The organism is Dolichospermum compactum NIES-806, assembly GCF_002368115.1.
Classification (GTDB): Bacteria; Cyanobacteriota; Cyanobacteriia; order Cyanobacteriales; family Nostocaceae; genus Dolichospermum; species Dolichospermum compactum.
In genome coordinates, this window is sequence record NZ_AP018316.1 from 1,692,404 (window position 1) to 1,709,507 (window position 17,104).

Genomic DNA, 17,104 nt, shown 5'->3' on the forward strand with positions numbered 1-17,104 from the left:
TGTGGTGACAGATTCTAGGGTCTCCCCGCCCTCAATTATGTATACTCAAAACGGCTAGAAGCTGGGCTTTTTTATCATACAAAGAACAAGTTCAAAGCCTCTCCAGTATTAAATATTATTCCTTTTCCCTCTCCTCTTAGGAGAGGGTTAGGGAGAGGTTTACCAGAGTCATATTTGGTTAAACTATTAACCGTTTTCAGTATAACTGATATGTAACTGATCCTTCCTGTTCCCTGTTCCCTTACTAATTTTGACTTTGAATTTGCCTAACTACCGTTAAAGCTGAATAACTCACGCCCGCAGTTCCCTCTCCAGGATGAGTAGAATCACCAACCAACCACAAATTACGAATGGGTGTTCGATTAGCAAAACCAAAGGGGCCAAAGGTAGGAATTCTTTGACCAATACCACCAACAATACCTGATTCTCTACCTGTATAATAAGCAAAGGTACGAGGTGTGGCAGCTTCTACATGAATAATAGTTTCTGGTTTCAAATAGAAATATTCAGAAAGTTTGGATATTGCATCTTGAGTAAATTTTTGTTTTAACTCTTCATAATTTTGAGTTTCCCACCAGGGGATAAAATCAACAAAGGAAGAAGCGATAATTGTGGCTTTTCCTAATGGGGCGCGACCATCTCCTTCATGACTCACAGATACAAATAGGGAATTATTTTCGCCTATAGGTTTATTTACATCATATAAAAATTGTAAATGCGGTGGACAATTAGGAGGAATTGCACTTTTATCTACACCCAAATAAATCACATAAGCACCAGAAGCAGGTGGAAGTTTTTCGACCCTTTGTTTATATCCAGCAGGGGCATTTTCTCCTAATAATTGAACCAAGTTTTGAACGGTGACGTTAGCAACTAGATGATCTGCTGATTCTGTCCAAGTTTCCCCGGTTTTCTGATTTTTAATGATGACGGCGTTGGCTTGGTTATGGTCAACTTGGATTTTTTCAACAGTGTGGCGCATTAATAACTTGCCACCATCGCGTTCCAAAGATTCTACCAAGCGATCGCTCAAAACTTGCATACTCCCTTGCAGATGAAATAACCCTTGGGGTAATTGGGATACACTCAAAGCTGTAGCTGCATAAAGTAAAGCCGTTTCTTCCGCACTAACTTGAGAATATAATTTCAGTTGTAAATCTAAAAATGTCCGCAGTCTTTGATCATTTCCTAAACCACATAATCGTAAAGCATCCCCCACAGTGAATAAAGTGAAAGGTGCAGTAATAAATGTACTCGGACGAACGGCTTTAATTAATTGTCCTAAATCCCATAAATTCCGGGGTGGTAAAACCGGATCACGTCCTTGAAATTCCCAACTAGCATTAAATAAAGTGGTTAATAATTGCCAAAAAGGTTCACTTCCGGGAAACTGTTTTTGACGTTCTGCTTGCCATTTTTGAGAATCACGCCAAACATTAATGGGTGTAGATTCTCCCGGAAGAAATACAGCACAAGCTGGGTCGCAAGGTGTCGCAGCGGGTAATTCTATATTTAATTCTGAGAAAATGCGGTGATGAATTCCCCCAGGTTCTAAACCCGCTACTTGGGTCGCACCAACGTCAAAAGTAAATCCTTGCCGTTTGAAGGTGGAAGCGCAACCACCAGGAACAATTGCTTGGTCAAGAATCAGGACATTATAACCTCTATGTGCTAATAATGCTCCGGCTGTAAGTCCACCTATACCCGCACCAATGACGATAACGCGGGATTGATTTTTTGGATCAGTAAGATTTGACATTGATGATTAACTTCAATTTCAGAGGAATTAATGAGATATGATTTAATCAAATAATCATCATTATTAACATCTAATATATCAGATTTATTTACGATAAAATAAATGGTAGATGACTCTATTTACATTGTGAATATGGTATGTTATGTGTTGACAACTTTAAAAAAATAATCTATGGTATACAGCCTGAGCTAAACTAAGCCTATGAGCAATTTAGAAAACGTCACAATTCATCAATTTAGAGGACTTCGAGACTTAGAACTAAAGGATATCGGACGGATTAACCTGCTTGTTGGTATTAACAACTCAGGTAAAACCAGTGTTCTAGAAGCATTATCTGTTTACTGTCATCCATTAGATATTAAAGTATGGCTTAATACAGCAAATCAACGAGAGCAGGATATGAGAGTGTATCGTACTCGGACACTGGATGCAATAAAGTGGTTATTTACACATAATTCTGCATCCATTGTAGAAGCTGATAAACCTATTATTCTTATTTCTAGCACTGGTTTATTCTCTGTAAAGAAGTTAATAGCAAGCTATGAAGAACAGGAGGAAATATGGTTATCAGAGGAAAGCAATATCAGAAATCTTAGCAACGAAGAAGAAATTGAAAATGATAATGAACAAGAAATTGAAAATGAAGATACACCAAGAGTTAGGAAAGGAATTAAGCTAAAAATAGGGGTATTTCCAGATGATGGTTATCAGTTAAGTTTACTTGGTGAACCATCTGATTTGATTACAGATTTTTTGTTATGGGAGGATGAACGTTTTTATAGATTATCTGGAAAGAGAGAACCAAGTCTAAAGACATCTGTAGTAACACCATCATCTCATCGTTCAGAAGTTGGTCAATTTCGATTACTTTCAGAAGCAACATTTCAAAATTTTAAAGCCGATGTGGTGAAATTATTACAACAGATGGATAAAAATATTTCTGACATAGAAATTTTGTTATCTCCAGAATCTATTAGTTCTCGATTTAATATATATATTCAACATGAAAAACTAGGACTTGCACCGGTTAGCACTTTTGGTGATGGTATCCGTCGTTTATTGCATATAGCTTTGAAACTTGCCAGCGTCAAAGGTGGTATTCTTTTAATTGATGAATTAGAGTCAACAATTCATACAGAAGCCTTACAAAATTCTTTTCGATGGTTAGTTAAATGGTGTACAGAAACCAGCTACATAAACTGAACGACCCCAGACCCAACGACGAGTAGATAAAACCTGAGATTCACCCGCAGCCAGATGAGCAAAAATGACGCTACCTGGAAGAGTCTTTTCTGTATCACTAATTAAATCAGTGTGACGAATCCTGATTCGGAATGGAATATTTGGTTCAAGCAGTAAATAACTTAACCATTCTGCCCCCACGAATTCTCTGTCAGCACTGATATAGTCAACTTGTGCATCTGGGAACAGTTGTCCAAATCGGTCAAGTAAATCCATTCGTTCATCCGTGTTGGAGTTACCTTTCTTCTCCAATATCTGCCAAACTAGGGGGTAAGCGACACCATTATGTACTACTCCCAACATGAGGATATTTAACCATATTTGACCAAAACGCCATTCAGTCCGGTCAATACTTAACACCCAAGGCTGGGGAATGTTCATGATTTTTACAATCATTTTCGCTATGACTGCATAATCTATATCAAAATCTCGGAAAAATCTTTGCAACCGTTTGTAATTGGATTCGTTTTTAGCACAGTTGCGAAAACCAGTTGCTAATTCTACCAAGTTCACTGTCTTTACTCTTAATAAAGATATTAAAAATAACGCTAAAAAGCTTAGACGCGCTCCATGCCATTCCAAATGTGGTTTTAGTGTGTCTCGTAATAGGTTAATCTGGTTCATAGGGGTTTCTTTGATTGTGTGGTAACTTTCTATGAAACCCTTTCTCTGTTTCCTTTGCAAGCTTTTTCTCTATTTTTTGTCCTGTACAGAGATTCCAGCTATTAAAAATTTCACTGAGTTTTTAAGAAATTTGTTAAAGTTAGAAACTGAATAATAGCCTATAATTCTATAGCTTTTCCCTTGCAGGTGGGACAATACCCAACTTATTTAACCCTGAATCAATATTTCTCAATAACTTAAAATCATCCTCCGGTAAAGAATAATTACTACTAAATAAACTACATTTTTCTAAAAACGTAAATGCTTGCCGAAATTGCTGCGGTTCGGCTTTAATTGGGGCATCAAAATGACAGGGAATAATCCATTGAAAATCCCAACTGGCAACTTTATTAGCCCAATTTATAGTTTCCTGGGGGGCGCGATTGAGAATCAAACTTTGTAAAATTGGGGCAACAAATGTGCGCCCATTCCCTTGGAGAATATGAAATGATTCTTGCCAATTTTCCTGCCATTGGAAGGGGAAAAACCCAAAATAGGCTTTTCTCGAACGTTCTCGCGCTTTTTTGGCATCACCCCATGCTTCACTCCATGTAGGTACTTCTAACACACTAGGGCTGAAATACAAGGCAAATAATGTTACCCGCTGCCACCCTTTACGGCGATTTGCTGAGGTATCGGCAACGATGTCAAAGGCTTGATCCTTGGCGTGGTACAGGAGGGGGTAGGGGTCAAGTTGAACAATTGCTGGTGGCTCTGCTGGTACAGAAACTATGGTATCTGTAAGTAAGAGAGTGTGCGATCGCTTATGGAAAAAAGCCACCTCTGCAAACTTACCCAAACCCAAATCAATCGGTCCGAGGATTGCATAATCAAAATCCTCAACAAAAGGAGCTTCCTGGCTATTTTCGGGCAGTATATGAGTCCGTTTACCAGGTAAACCCAACCAACTTAAAGGCAAATTCAAGGGAAAACTCCATTGTCCAGGGGAAACAAAAACCTGTGCAGTGGGAAAGCGTCGCGCAAATGGACCAACAAATACTTTATGTTCTATTCCCGATATCGTAGGCAAAATAATATACTTAACATCACCGTGTTCTGCCACCAACTCATTCAGCAACCGAACACATTCTCCCGTTGGTGCGACAGGTGCATAAACCAGCAAACCGCCCTGTTCAAGCTTAACTACAGTCATACGAATTGGCACAACTACATAGAAAATTCCCTGCAATTGATCAAAAGTCCAGATAGCATCTTTAAGAACTTCTTTACGGATAGTGCGCCGTTGACCATAAGGATAAATTGGCACAACAGGCCAAAACCGCCATGAAAAATCCTGGGGATGAATTTTTTCTATATCTCCACTTTCCACCACTTTGCGAACCTCTCTCAATTCCCAATACTCAGATTTTTGTTTGCTTTTCTAAATTTGGAGTTTAGCAAATTATGGGGGTGATCAACATAAAATTATTGATTTTTTAGAAAGATTGGGTTTTTCAACATGAGTAATTTTCATATTAATTTCATATTCCAGCTTGAGTTAATACCTCACTCAAATCAGCAACTAAATCTAAATTTTCTGCCCATTCTGTTAAATAATGATAATCTAAATTATCTGCTTGTAACTTAATTATCCCCAAAACATCACGCCATTGTTTTTCTGATTTACTTCCCTTTCCCCAGCGCAGTTTTTGTAAAATAGTATCTTCTGCTGAAGCTATCCAAAAAGCGGGAATTTCCTCGACATCAATTAATATTTTTCGATTCATTTGTGATATAGCAAAAGGTGAATTATCAGTAATATATATATCAGCATTAGCAATAGTTTCTGTATGGGTAATATTCAAGATATTTCCCAAACCTCGTTGCAAATCTTCTACCGCACCTACTGGACAATAATATCCAAATGCTTCTAAAGTTTTTACCAGTAAATCTATTTGATTTGGTTTAACTTCTATCACCAAGTCCAAATCACGAGTAGAACGTGGTTCTCCATGAATAGAACTAGCAACACCACCACTTACATAGTAATCAATATTAATTGATTCAAAAATTTGATGCAGTTCTCCAGCTAAAGAAATTGAATCTTGAATCCACATATTTTCATTAATACCTTTTGGTTGAAAATCAGGAGTAAATTTTTCTCCTAATACAGCACGAGTAAATAGATCACGAATTTCCTGTATAGTTAAATTTCGATGTCGAGATTTAATTCCTACAAGACATAGTTTTTTTACTCCTCGTTCATGGGAAATAAATCTTTCCATGCGTTGTTTTAATGATAATTGTCGCCATTTTTGAAAGAAATAAATATCAGCTTCTATATCTGTGTCTTGGCTTTGAGGTTGATAATTAGGTTTGGGAATTGTTGGGAAAAATAAGGTTGATTTTTTTAGCATTGCTAATTTTATAGTATTCTTGAATATTGGGTAATTAATTTTCCAACTGTAACTTACATTATACTCAAAACATCACGGTTTTCCGATGTACTGTTTATGCGCGTGTGATTGCTGCTTGCAAAATTAAATTATTAAATTTTATTGAGATAATGTTTTAAAATATACAAAAGCTGTTATACCTACAATACCTTGTCCAAATGGAAAAAAGTCTTGATTTGTAGGTTGGGTTGAGGTACGAAACCCAACAAATGCGTCGGGTTGCGCTGTCGCTTAACCCGACCTACAAAAAATGGACAAGGTATTGACCTAAATACATAATTACAAATTAAATTTAAATTGCATAAAATCACATGAAATTACGAGCAATATCAGACATCAAAAATAAAATTATTCTTGGGGATAATTTATCTGTACTCAAACAAATAGAAAATGATACTTTTGATTTAATCATTACTTCACCACCATATTTTCAGCAACGTAATTATGGAAATGGTGATTTAGGTATCGGTAATGAAACAACTGAATCAGAATATTTAAAAAATATCCTCACAGTTTTTGGGGAATGTGCGCGCGTTTTGAAAAAAACTGGAGTAATAGTTTTTAACTTAGGAGATAAATATATTAACGGGAGTTTATCTCTAATTCCTTATAAATTTGCAATTCAAGCCACCCAAAATCAAAATATTTTTCTTATTAATCAAATTACATGGTCAAAGCTCAATCCGACACCACGTCAAGATAAAAGAAAATTAATACAAGCCACAGAACCTTTTTTCATATTTGCTAAATCAAAAGATTATTATTTTAATTTAGATAATTATTTACAACACTTAGATAACTTTAACAAAAGTGTTAAAAGTAAACCATCTGATAAATTAGGTAAAAAATATCTGGAATTAATCAAAAATTCTGACTTAAGTGAAGAACAAAAAAATCATGCAATTAAAGCATTAAACCAAGCTATTTTAGCAGTACATAATGGAGAAATTGAAGGATTTAGAATGAAAATTCATGGTGTACATAAATTAGCTTATGGTGGACAAGATGGGGGAAGAAATAACCAAATCAAGAATAATGGTTTTACTATTATTAGAATTTTGGGAAACACGATGAAAAAAGACATCATTGAAAGTCCGGTAGAGATTACTAAAAATAATCATCATCCAGCAGTTTATCCGATGTATATTATTCAAGAATTGATTAAATTATTAACTCAAGAAGGTGATTTTGTCCTTGATCCTTTTTGTGGTAGTGGTACAACTTGTATAGCAGCTAGAAATTTAAATAGAAATTATTTAGGAATTGAAATCAATTCTGATTATGTAAACTTAGCTAATAACCGTATGGAAAAATCTGATTCTCAGCAGCAGGAATTATTTATATGAAATATGATTATAGTCAAGAAATAGAAAGATTAGAAAAATCCTATCAGCAAGCACTTGAATTAGTTAAAAATCAATCATTTACAGAATTCGATCAAGAAATAAAAAACTTTGTAGATATTTTTATTCAAAAAATAGAAACCGATAAATCTTTAATTCAAGTAATGATTACCACCCTACTGAAGAAAATAATTAAACCTGAGCAAGATATTAGATTACACATGGCTAAATTTATCAATGGATATTCTGCAAGAGTGCTTGATACTAAGGTAACTACACCATTTCTTAAAAGTAAGTTTCCTAAATATGCTAATAAAGAAACTGCATTTTTAACTAAAGCGACACGCGCAGAAATTATCTGGAATTTTGAGGAGGGAGTTAAATTACCATTAAGGAGTAAAAGCTTAGTTGAACCTTTTCTGAAGTTGATTGATAAAATTGAAAATCAAACAATTGATATTGAAAATTGTTTGGTTTACATTCTATCACAATTAGATCTTATTTCCCAATCTCAAGAAATAGTATTTACAGAAACTTTAGAACTTGTTGATTCTGTAAATATTATCAATATTAATACAGTAATGAAAATGGTAGAAAGACATTTTGAAGAACCTTTAAGTTCTAGATTACCAGTGATTGTAATTTTTGCTATCTATAAACAACTATTGAAAACTGTCCGCAGATTTGAAAATAAAATCTTACTACCTTTAAATGTTCATACTTCTGCGGATAAGCATGGTTATGGTGATATAGAAATAAGAGATAACCATAACAATCCGTTTGAAATATTAGAAATAAAACACAATATTCCTATTGATAGAAATATGATATTAGATATAGAAAAAAAATCTGCCAATACAAAAATAGAAAGGTATTATATTCTAACTACATACCAAGACTGTTTTCTTAATAAAGATGAAGAAGAATATATTAATGAATTGATTTTGAAGATTAAAAGAGAACGTGGGTTAGAAATTATTGCTAATGGTATTGTGAATACCTTAAAATATTACTTACGTTTTATAGAAGATTATCATGAATTTATCAAAACATATACAGACGAATTAGTAAAAGATGCTAAAAATTCAACAGAAGTTAAAGATTCTCATATTCAAGCTTGGCAAATAATTTTACAAAAATATATATAGTAATGTGAACCACAATCAGTATTACTAATAAATAGTGGATTAGGACGCATTAACATTATTCTATTTTTTAGATATTTGTTTTTATCTCACCTTGTCTGAAAAATATTCTGCACCATTTTCTTCTCCACCCTATCAGCAGCATTATCCAACTCTACCACCTCAGCATCACTCAAAAACCAACCCAAAGCCCCAATATTCTCCTTTGCTTGTTCCAGACTTTTAGCTCCAGGAATGGGAATTGTGCCTTTACTAATACACCAATTAATAGCAACTTGAGACATAGTTTTATTTCTGGTATTTGCTATTTCCTGCAAACAGCCTAAAAGCGGCTTCATTCCTGGTAACAACTGCTTACATAAAAATCCGCGAATACCTTGGGGAAAACTGCCATTTTCCGAAAACTTCCCTGTTAATAAACCCAACCCTAAAGGACTATAAGCAATTAATTTAATTCCCAAATTATCACAAACATCCTTTAAACCTAATTCCGTCACCGGATAAGTAGATAAAAGTGAATATTGCACCTGCAAAGTTTTAATCGGTATCCCTCTTTCCTGAAATCTTTTATACACCCATAAAAGTCTTTTAGTTCCATAATTAGATAAGCCCACACCCTTCACCAAACCTTGCTCATACAAATCACCCAAACCATCTAATAAACCCACCTCTTGCCAAGGAGCATAATTAGCTGTAGACCAGTGCATTTGCACCAAATCAACATTTCGTCCTAATCTTTTTGCCGAGGCATGACAAGCTGATATAATTGAATTTCTAGTCCATCTCCAAGGGTATGCGGCTAACTTAGTCGCAATGCAAATATTCTCTTGATTTATTCCCTGATATGCTTGGGCAAATTTCCCTAAAAGTAACTCACTCCGTCCCTTTAATTTACCTGTACCGTAGGAATCACCCGTATCAAATAATGTAATCCCATTGCTGACACAGAGATTAAAAACCTCTTGCAACTGGTTATCCATACTTTCATCGTATCCCCAGAGCAGTTGATTTCCCCAAGCCCAAGTTCCGCAACCCATGAGAGGAAGATTTAATAAATTGTGAGTTAGCATAATTAAGAAAAACTTGCCAATTGTTATAAACTAATTATTTACGAATAATACCAATGATCCGTAAAGCTAAACCGAATAATTATCATCTTTATTTATCCGCGTTTATCCGCGTGCATCTGCGGTTAATTTTAAGGCATTGCTGAATTGAGGTATGAAAATCAAATATTCTAGTTCTTAGGGACTTCCAAGAAATAAAATCCCCAAAAATTTCTTGTGGTGCGGGACGAAAAGCCCGCTAATCATCAAGGACAGGCAGGATGCCCATCCCACAAAATTGGGTAATTTATTTTTTGGTGTTCCCTTAAACTCTTACTCTCTGCGTCCTCTGCGCCTCTGCGTGAGAAAAAATCATACCTTCATTTACCAACGCCAATTTTAAAAATGTAACAAATACCAAAACAAAAAGTAAATGCCCATTATCATCTGTCCGGGAATCCATGAACCAGAATTAACTCAAAGCTTTATCCAAGGATGCTTAAATCAATCTGGCAAAAAGCCCCTAGATATACTGGTTTATCCAGGACAAGGTTATTTAAATTTATCAACATTTCATATTTTACATTTTTTGTGCGATCGCCTCAATAATAAGCTAAAATCGCCTGTTATATTCTTATGCTTTAGTGCTGGTGTCATTGGCGGTATAGGTGCAGCCACAGCATGGCAACTTTGGGGAGGTCATGTTCAAGCCTTCATTGCTATTGATGGTTGGGGAGTCCCTCTAGGGGGCAATTTCCCCATACATCGTTTAAGTCATGATCATTACACCCATTGGACCTCAGCTTACCTCGGTATGGGCGAAGATAACTTTTACGCCGAGCCAGCAGTTGACCATTTATCAATGTGGCAGTCCCCCCAATCTGTCCAAGGACAGTGGACAAATCCCTCCGTTGGCTTCTGCTTCTCTCCACCCAAACAATACCTCAGTGCATCCGAATTTCTCAATTTCCTATTAGAACGTTATAACAAGAAATAGTGATTATTTATTCCCCATTCCCAAGTATCTAATGCTTCCTCCTGAACCTACTGCTATTAATAACGGTTTTACCGGACTGCTTAAAAACCGGGGTTTTATGCTCCTATGGATTGGTCAACTGATTTCCCAATTAGCTGATAAGGTATTCTTTGTGTTAATGATTGCCTTACTCAAACTCTACCTACCCAGTAATGAGATAAACAGTGATGCACGCTTCTATTTATACATGGCATTTACCGTACCAGCAATATTGTTTGGCTCTGCTGGTGGTGTTATCGTTGACCGTGTACCAAAAAAACTGATTATGGTAGGTTCAGATGTGGTGCGGGGAATATTCATGGTGTTAATTCCCTTCCTGCCACGACAATTTGGGATACTTTTATTCTTTACCTTTGGTATCTCCACCGTTACCCAGTTTTTTGCCCCAGCGGAACAAGCGTCAATTCCCTTGTTGGTGAGAAAAGAAGGTTTAATGGCTGCTAATGCCCTATTTAGCAGCACTATGATGGCCGCATTGATTATTGGTAATGCAGTGGCTACTCCGATGTTAAACTGGTTTGAAACCTTTAATAAAGGTTTTGGCAAAGAATTGGTTGTCGGCTGCTTGTACCTGATTTCTGCCGCGATTATGATGCCAATTCAGTTTCGAGAACATAGACACATTGACAAAACCGCAGCAAAAATCAATCCCTGGGCAGAATTTGTGCTAGGACTGCGCTATCTCAAACAAAATCGGCTAGTCTGGAATGCCATGCTGCAAATTGTTACCTTATACTGCGTATTTGCAGCCCTGATAGAATTAGCCATTGGCATGGCAGCAAGGTTACATTTAGCACCAGAAGAGTTTAGCTCTTTCGTAGCTGCGGCTGGGGTAGGTATGGTGATAGGTGCGGCTATTCTCGGACATTCTGGCCATCGCCTTCATCATAAACCTTTGCCTTTAATCGGATTTTTAATCATGGCCTTTTCCTTGGGTTTATTCATTTTTATTGATAACCAACCCCTAGCATTAGGACTCTGTATTTTCTTGGGTGTGGGTGCAGCTTTTGTCAACGTGCCAATGCAAACTTTAATTCAACAACAAACACCATCAGAAATGCACGGTAAAGTCTTTGGCTTTCAAAATCACGCCATTAATATCGCTCTGACAGCACCTCTATTAATTACGACAAAGCTAGTAAATGCCTTTGGATTGTCGGCGGTGTTATTCGGAATAAGTATAGTTGTCGGGGCTATTGGTATTTGGACATGGCAAAATACTCGGCGGGTATTGCAAGATGTGATCTAGAAATCGTACAATTATAGTCCTGTTCTTAACGCTAATAAATACGGCTTTCTCTGAAATTGTGAAAATTTTTACATTAAAATGAAGTTTTAAATACAGAATCTAAGCGTTAATTTTAGCTATACTTTGAGGTTAACTGTGATTTCGTCTTCTCAAATCAGTCTCCCAAAATCTGAAAATAATCAGCAGTCTCCCGTATCTAATTCGTCAGTTACCGCACCAAAACGGGCATCTGGCGGTTTTGCCTTGATAGATAGTCTCATCCGTCATGGTGTTGAGCATATTTTTGGTTATCCCGGTGGCGCAATTCTCCCGATTTATGATGACCTATTCAAAATAGAAGCTGGGGGTACGGTTAAGCATATCTTAGTTAGACATGAACAAGGTGCTTCCCACGCCGCAGACGGTTACGCCCGTGCTACTGGTAAAGTGGGAGTATGCTTTGGTACTTCCGGTCCTGGGGCAACCAACTTAGTTACAGGTATTGCTACAGCCTACATGGATTCTATTCCCATGATTGTGGTGACGGGACAAGTACCACGCGCTGCAATTGGTACAGATGCTTTCCAAGAAACAGATATTTACGGGATTACCTTACCCATTGTTAAGCATTCCTATGTAGTCCGTGATGCCAAAGATATGGCGCGAATTGTTGCTGAAGCTTTTCACATTGCCAGCACTGGTAGACCAGGACCAGTTTTAATTGATGTTCCCAAAGATGTGGCTTTAGAAGAGTTTGATTATGTGCCTGTCGCGCCGGGTTCGATTAAGTTACCTGGCTATCGTCCCACAGTCAAGGGAAATCCGCGCCAAATTAATGCAGCAATTCAATTAATTCGAGAAAGTCGTCGCCCATTGTTGTATGTTGGGGGAGGAGCGATCGCTGCTAATGCCCACGAAGAAGTCAAACAACTGGCAGAATTATTTAATCTCCCCGTCACTACCACCTTAATGGGTATCGGTGCATTTGACGAACATCATCCCCTGTCCTTGGGAATGTTGGGAATGCACGGTACAGCTTACGCCAACTTTGCCGTGACAGATTGCGATTTATTAATTTGCGTCGGTGCTAGATTTGATGACCGCGTGACAGGTAAATTAGATGAATTTGCCTCTTTAGCCAAAGTCATTCACATTGATATTGACCCCGCAGAAGTCGGTAAAAACCGCGTTCCTGAAGTTCCCATTGTGGGTGATGTTAAAAACGTCTTAAAAGACTTATTACGGCGATGTCAAGACGCAAATACTAAAGCCACACCTAACCAAAACCAAGAATGGTTAAACTTAATTAATAGTTGGAAACAAGATTATCCTCTAATTGTCCCCCATCACGCCGACAGCATTTCCCCCCAAGAGGTAATTGTTGAAGTTGGCACTCAAGCGCCCCACGCATTTTACACCACCGATGTCGGTCAACATCAAATGTGGGCTGCTCAATTCCTTAAAAATGGACCAAGACGTTGGATTTCGAGCGCCGGTTTAGGAACAATGGGTTTTGGTGTTCCTGCGGCTATGGGTGCAAAAGTAGCATTCCCGGACGAAGAAGTAGTCTGTATTAGCGGTGATGCCAGTTTCCAAATGTGTTTGCAGGAGTTAGGAACACTAGCACAATATGGGATTAATGTCAAGACTTTGATCTTAAATAACGGTTGGCAGGGAATGGTGCGGCAGTGGCAGGAAGCCTTCTATGGACAGCGTTATTCATCTTCTAACATGGAAGTGGGAATGCCTGACATTGAGCTTTTAGCACAGGCTTATGGCATCAAGGGGATGGTAATTACCAAGCGGGAAGAATTGGCAGATAAAATTGCGGAAATGCTGGCACACAATGGACCTGTAATTGTCAATGTCCACGTTACCAGAGATGAAAACTGCTATCCAATGGTAGCCCCTGGTAAGAACAACTCGCAAATGGTTGGTTTACCTAAGCCAACACCAAGAACCGCAGTTGAATCAATTTCTTGCAGCAATTGTGGGACTCAAAACCAAGCTAATCATAATTTCTGTTCTGATTGCGGAACAAAGTTGTAATTAAATTTTGTAGGGGTAAAGCATTATGCTTTACCCTTATATAAAATCGTAATTTACGATTTTCAGCCACATCAATTAATTGTTCTAAAGATTTAGCTAAAGGTAAAGTTTTACCATCTTCTTGATATTCAGCAATTAGCATTTCTATAACTTCCTGAGCATTTTTAACAGCTTCTTCATAAGTATCACCATAAGTATGATATTTTTGAGTAGGAAATTCTGGTAAATGAACTCTAATAGGTGTGGGAGTAGAAGCTGAACATCTCAACGATAGTAGATTAGAATGAGTGTTAGATCAATTATACGAATATGGTGTTAGCCTCTTATTCTTAAAAATAGCCTGTGTGATGGCAAAATGTTTTGGAATTAAAATATCAAATGCTCTAAATTACCTGCTGAATGTGGGCTTGATTGGCAAAGAATTGGTAAATAACCAATATGTAATTAATTCCGTCCAGGTAATGAATGTTGGGTTTCCTTGCGTCAACCCAACCTACAAAAATATTAACCCAAAACGAAATTCACCAACTTACCAGGAACAACAATTACCTTTTTAACTTTCTTCCCTTCAAGATAACGTTGTCCAACCTCCGACTCCCGCGCATATTTTTCCAACTCAGCTTTATCAGATTGCGAAGGAACTTGAATAGCGCCGCGAGTTTTACCCATAATTTGAATCACCAAAGTAATTTCATCAGCTATCAAAGCCGCAGGATCAAAACTTGGCCAAGTTTGGGTATGTACAGAATTTTTATTCCCCAACAATTGCCATAATTCATCACCAATATGCGGTGCAAAAGGCGCTAACATAATCACCAAAATTTGAATCCCTTCTGCGTAAATTGGGGAATTATGACAACCAGCATCAGTCAAGGCATTACTTAACTTCATCAATTCCGAAATTGCGGTATTGAATTGATATTCATCTACCACATCTTCCGTAATTGCTTGAATCGCAATATGAATGAAGCGACGCAAATCTTTTTCCGCTTTATTTAACTTCTCCAAATCAGCTTTTTCCTTACAAACTCCTGCAGCAGCATAATCTGTTACCAACCGCCAAACGCGATTTAAAAAGCGGAATTGTCCCTCAACATCAGCCTCATCCCATTCCAAATCTTTTTCCGGTGGGGCTTTAAATAAAATGAACATTCGCGCCGTATCAATGCCATATTTATTAATCACATCTTCCGGGGCGACACCATTGCCTTTTGATTTGGACATGGTAGCATAAAGACGTTGTAAAGGTTCTCCAGTTTGCGGATCTACAGGATTATTAGCATCAACTAAATGAGAAGGAATCCATTTATCCTTACCACCTTTATTCGGGTTCATGTAAGTTAAACCCTGTACCATTCCCTGAGTTAATAACTTTTGAAATGGTTCATCAAAGTTAAATAAACCTCTGTCTCTTAATACCTTAGTGAAGAAACGCGAATACAATAAATGTAAAATTGCGTGTTCAATTCCCCCTACATATTGATCTACAGGCATCCAATCATTTACTTTACCAGAATCAAAAATCTTTTCTTCATTCTTTGCATCTGGGTAACGTAAGAAATACCACGAAGAATCAATAAAAGTATCCATCGTATCGGTTTCCCGTTTTGCAGGAGTACCGCAAGTTGGACAGGTCACATTTACCCAACTTTCCAATTGTGCTAAAGGTGAACCACCACGTCCACTTAATTCAATATCCTCCGGTAATTGTACAGGTAAATCTTTGTCGGGGACAGGCACAATTCCACATTCAGGACAATGAATAACAGGGATAGGTGCGCCCCAATAACGTTGTCGAGAAATCAACCAATCTCTGAGGCGATATTGTACTCTTAATTTACCAAAATCGTGTTTTTCTGCAAATTCGATAATTGCTTTTTTCGCATCTACAGAATTCATGCCATTGAAGTCACCAGAATTAACTAAAATTCCTGCCTCTGTGTATGCTGATTTTAAAGTTTCTTCTGCACCAATTTCCGGGACAATTACCACTTTAATAGCTAAATTCTGTTCTTTGGCAAATTTGAAATCTCGGATATCATGTGCTGGTACACCCATTACCGCACCTGTACCATATTCATAGAGAACATAATCTGCAATCCATACGGGTACTTCTTCCCCAGTGAAAGGATTAATTACTTTCCCCCCGGTAGGAATACCCCGTTTTGGTTTGTCTTCTGCGGTTCTTTCCAACTCGCTTTGGTTGCTGACTTCCTTAATAAAGGCTTCTACCGCTGCTTTTTGTTCTGAAGTTGTCACCACTTGAGTTAAAGGGTGTTCTGGGGCTAATACGACGTAACTCACACCATAAATGGTATCGGGACGGGTAGTATAAACGCCGATTTTTTCTTCTGCACCAACAATAGGAAATTCTAAATATGCACCTGTGGATTTTCCTATCCAGTTGGCTTGCATTAATTTAACTCGTTCTGGCCAACCTGTGAGTTTATCTAAGTCATTTAATAATTCTTCGGCATAGTCGGTAATCTTGAAAAACCATTGACGCAGTAATTTACGTTCTACTATTGCCCCACTGCGCCAAGAACGTCCTTCATTATCAACTTGTTCGTTTGCCAATACAGTTTGGTCAATGGGATCCCAGTTAACTGCGGCTTCTCTTTGGTAAGCTAAACCTGCTTGTAAAAATTGCAGAAAAATCCATTGCGTCCATTTGTAATAATCTGGGGAACAGGTAGCAAGTTCAGTTTCCCAATCTAAGGATAAACCCAGACATTGTAATTGTTGCCGCATTTGGGCAATATTTTGATATGTCCATTTGGCAGGGGGTACACCTCTATCAATGGCGGCGTTTTCCGCGGGTAGTCCGAAAGCATCCCAACCCATTGGATGTAATACCCGATACCCTTGCATCCGTTTGAGGCGAGCAATCACATCTGTAATTGTATAGTTACGAACGTGACCCATGTGCAGGCTTCCAGATGGGTATGGGAACATGGAAAGCGCGTAGAATTTTGGCTGATTTTGATCTTGCGGTGTTTTATCTAAGCCAAGTTCTAACCATGTTTTTTGCCATTTTTCCTCAATTGCGGCTGGTTGGTATGATGTTTTTTGAGGGGACTCCACAACTAAAACTCCTAATGCTTTTACCTAATTTCGCTATTGTGGCATAATCTCGACTGCCTCCGAAGGTATTGTGCCTATAAATTATATGTTCCGCAAAAATTCTCGGACTTATG

At 37.6% G+C, this 17,104-nt stretch carries 12 protein-coding genes and 1 pseudogene; 6 read left to right on the plus strand and 7 right to left on the minus strand.

Going from position 1 to position 17,104, the window contains the following annotated elements:
- Nucleotides 1-244: 244 nt before the first annotated feature.
- Nucleotides 245-1,759: a C-3',4' desaturase CrtD gene (gene crtD / locus CA730_RS08155; RefSeq protein ID WP_096666094.1), complete on the minus strand. Its 1,515-nt coding sequence runs from the start codon at nucleotides 1,757-1,759 to the stop codon at nucleotides 245-247.
- Between the two features lie 201 nt (nucleotides 1,760-1,960).
- Here crtD and CA730_RS08160 point away from each other — a divergent pair, with 201 nt between their 5' ends.
- Nucleotides 1,961-2,962, plus strand: a complete 1,002-nt coding sequence (locus CA730_RS08160; RefSeq protein WP_096666099.1) for an AAA family ATPase — start codon at nucleotides 1,961-1,963, stop codon at nucleotides 2,960-2,962.
- Here CA730_RS08160 and CA730_RS08165 read toward each other — a convergent pair.
- The 3 genes and pseudogenes from CA730_RS08165 to CA730_RS08175 form a co-directional block, all read right to left on the minus strand.
- Nucleotides 2,945-3,625: pseudogene (locus CA730_RS08165) on the minus strand (IS4 family transposase); the annotation flags it as partial. The gene CA730_RS08160 and the pseudogene CA730_RS08165 sit on opposite strands and share 18 nt — an antisense overlap.
- 166 nt (nucleotides 3,626-3,791) lie before the next feature.
- Complete coding sequence (locus CA730_RS08170; protein ID WP_231940038.1) at nucleotides 3,792-5,015, minus strand: DUF4336 domain-containing protein; 1,224 nt, start codon at nucleotides 5,013-5,015, stop codon at nucleotides 3,792-3,794.
- A gap of 130 nt (nucleotides 5,016-5,145) precedes the next feature.
- Complete coding sequence (locus CA730_RS08175) at nucleotides 5,146-6,021, minus strand: hypothetical protein (RefSeq protein WP_096666108.1); 876 nt, start codon at nucleotides 6,019-6,021, stop codon at nucleotides 5,146-5,148.
- 350 nt (nucleotides 6,022-6,371) lie between these two features.
- Between CA730_RS08175 and CA730_RS08180 the strand changes: the two genes are divergently transcribed.
- Nucleotides 6,372-7,406, plus strand: a complete 1,035-nt coding sequence (locus CA730_RS08180; protein ID WP_096666111.1) for a DNA-methyltransferase — start codon at nucleotides 6,372-6,374, stop codon at nucleotides 7,404-7,406.
- A complete protein-coding gene (locus CA730_RS08185) occupies nucleotides 7,403-8,551 on the plus strand; it encodes a DNA methyltransferase (RefSeq protein ID WP_096666114.1) in 1,149 nt (382 codons plus the stop codon). The genes CA730_RS08180 and CA730_RS08185 overlap by 4 nt, the downstream gene beginning before the upstream one ends.
- A gap of 86 nt (nucleotides 8,552-8,637) precedes the next feature.
- On the opposite strand, the gene CA730_RS08190 is transcribed toward CA730_RS08185, so the two are convergent.
- Nucleotides 8,638-9,618, minus strand: coding sequence for an aldo/keto reductase (locus CA730_RS08190; RefSeq protein ID WP_096666117.1), 981 nt, complete (start codon nucleotides 9,616-9,618; stop codon nucleotides 8,638-8,640).
- 409 nt (nucleotides 9,619-10,027) lie between these two features.
- Here CA730_RS08190 and CA730_RS08195 point away from each other — a divergent pair, with 409 nt between their 5' ends.
- The 3 genes from CA730_RS08195 (at nucleotide 10,028) to ilvB (ending at nucleotide 13,907) form a co-directional block, all read left to right on the plus strand.
- The gene (locus CA730_RS08195) at nucleotides 10,028-10,591 is read left to right on the plus strand and encodes a hypothetical protein (RefSeq protein ID WP_096666120.1); all 564 of its coding nucleotides are present in this window, start codon (nucleotides 10,028-10,030) and stop codon (nucleotides 10,589-10,591) included.
- Between the two features lie 31 nt (nucleotides 10,592-10,622).
- A complete protein-coding gene (locus tag CA730_RS08200; RefSeq protein WP_096666123.1) occupies nucleotides 10,623-11,879 on the plus strand; it encodes an MFS transporter in 1,257 nt (418 codons plus the stop codon).
- A 135-nt stretch (nucleotides 11,880-12,014) separates the two neighbouring features.
- Nucleotides 12,015-13,907: a biosynthetic-type acetolactate synthase large subunit gene (gene ilvB / locus CA730_RS08205; RefSeq protein ID WP_096666126.1), complete on the plus strand. Its 1,893-nt coding sequence runs from the start codon at nucleotides 12,015-12,017 to the stop codon at nucleotides 13,905-13,907.
- On the opposite strand, the gene CA730_RS25545 is transcribed toward ilvB, so the two are convergent.
- Together CA730_RS25545 and leuS are read right to left on the minus strand one after the other, a co-directional pair.
- On the minus strand, nucleotides 13,867-14,175 hold the full coding sequence (locus CA730_RS25545; RefSeq protein WP_096666129.1) for a type II toxin-antitoxin system HicB family antitoxin: 309 nt from the start codon (nucleotides 14,173-14,175) through the stop codon (nucleotides 13,867-13,869). The two genes, ilvB and CA730_RS25545, sit on opposite strands and share 41 nt — an antisense overlap.
- A 236-nt stretch (nucleotides 14,176-14,411) precedes the next feature.
- The gene (leuS, locus tag CA730_RS08215) at nucleotides 14,412-16,991 is read right to left on the minus strand and encodes a leucine--tRNA ligase (RefSeq protein ID WP_096666133.1); all 2,580 of its coding nucleotides are present in this window, start codon (nucleotides 16,989-16,991) and stop codon (nucleotides 14,412-14,414) included.
- Nucleotides 16,992-17,104: the final 113 nt, after the last annotated feature.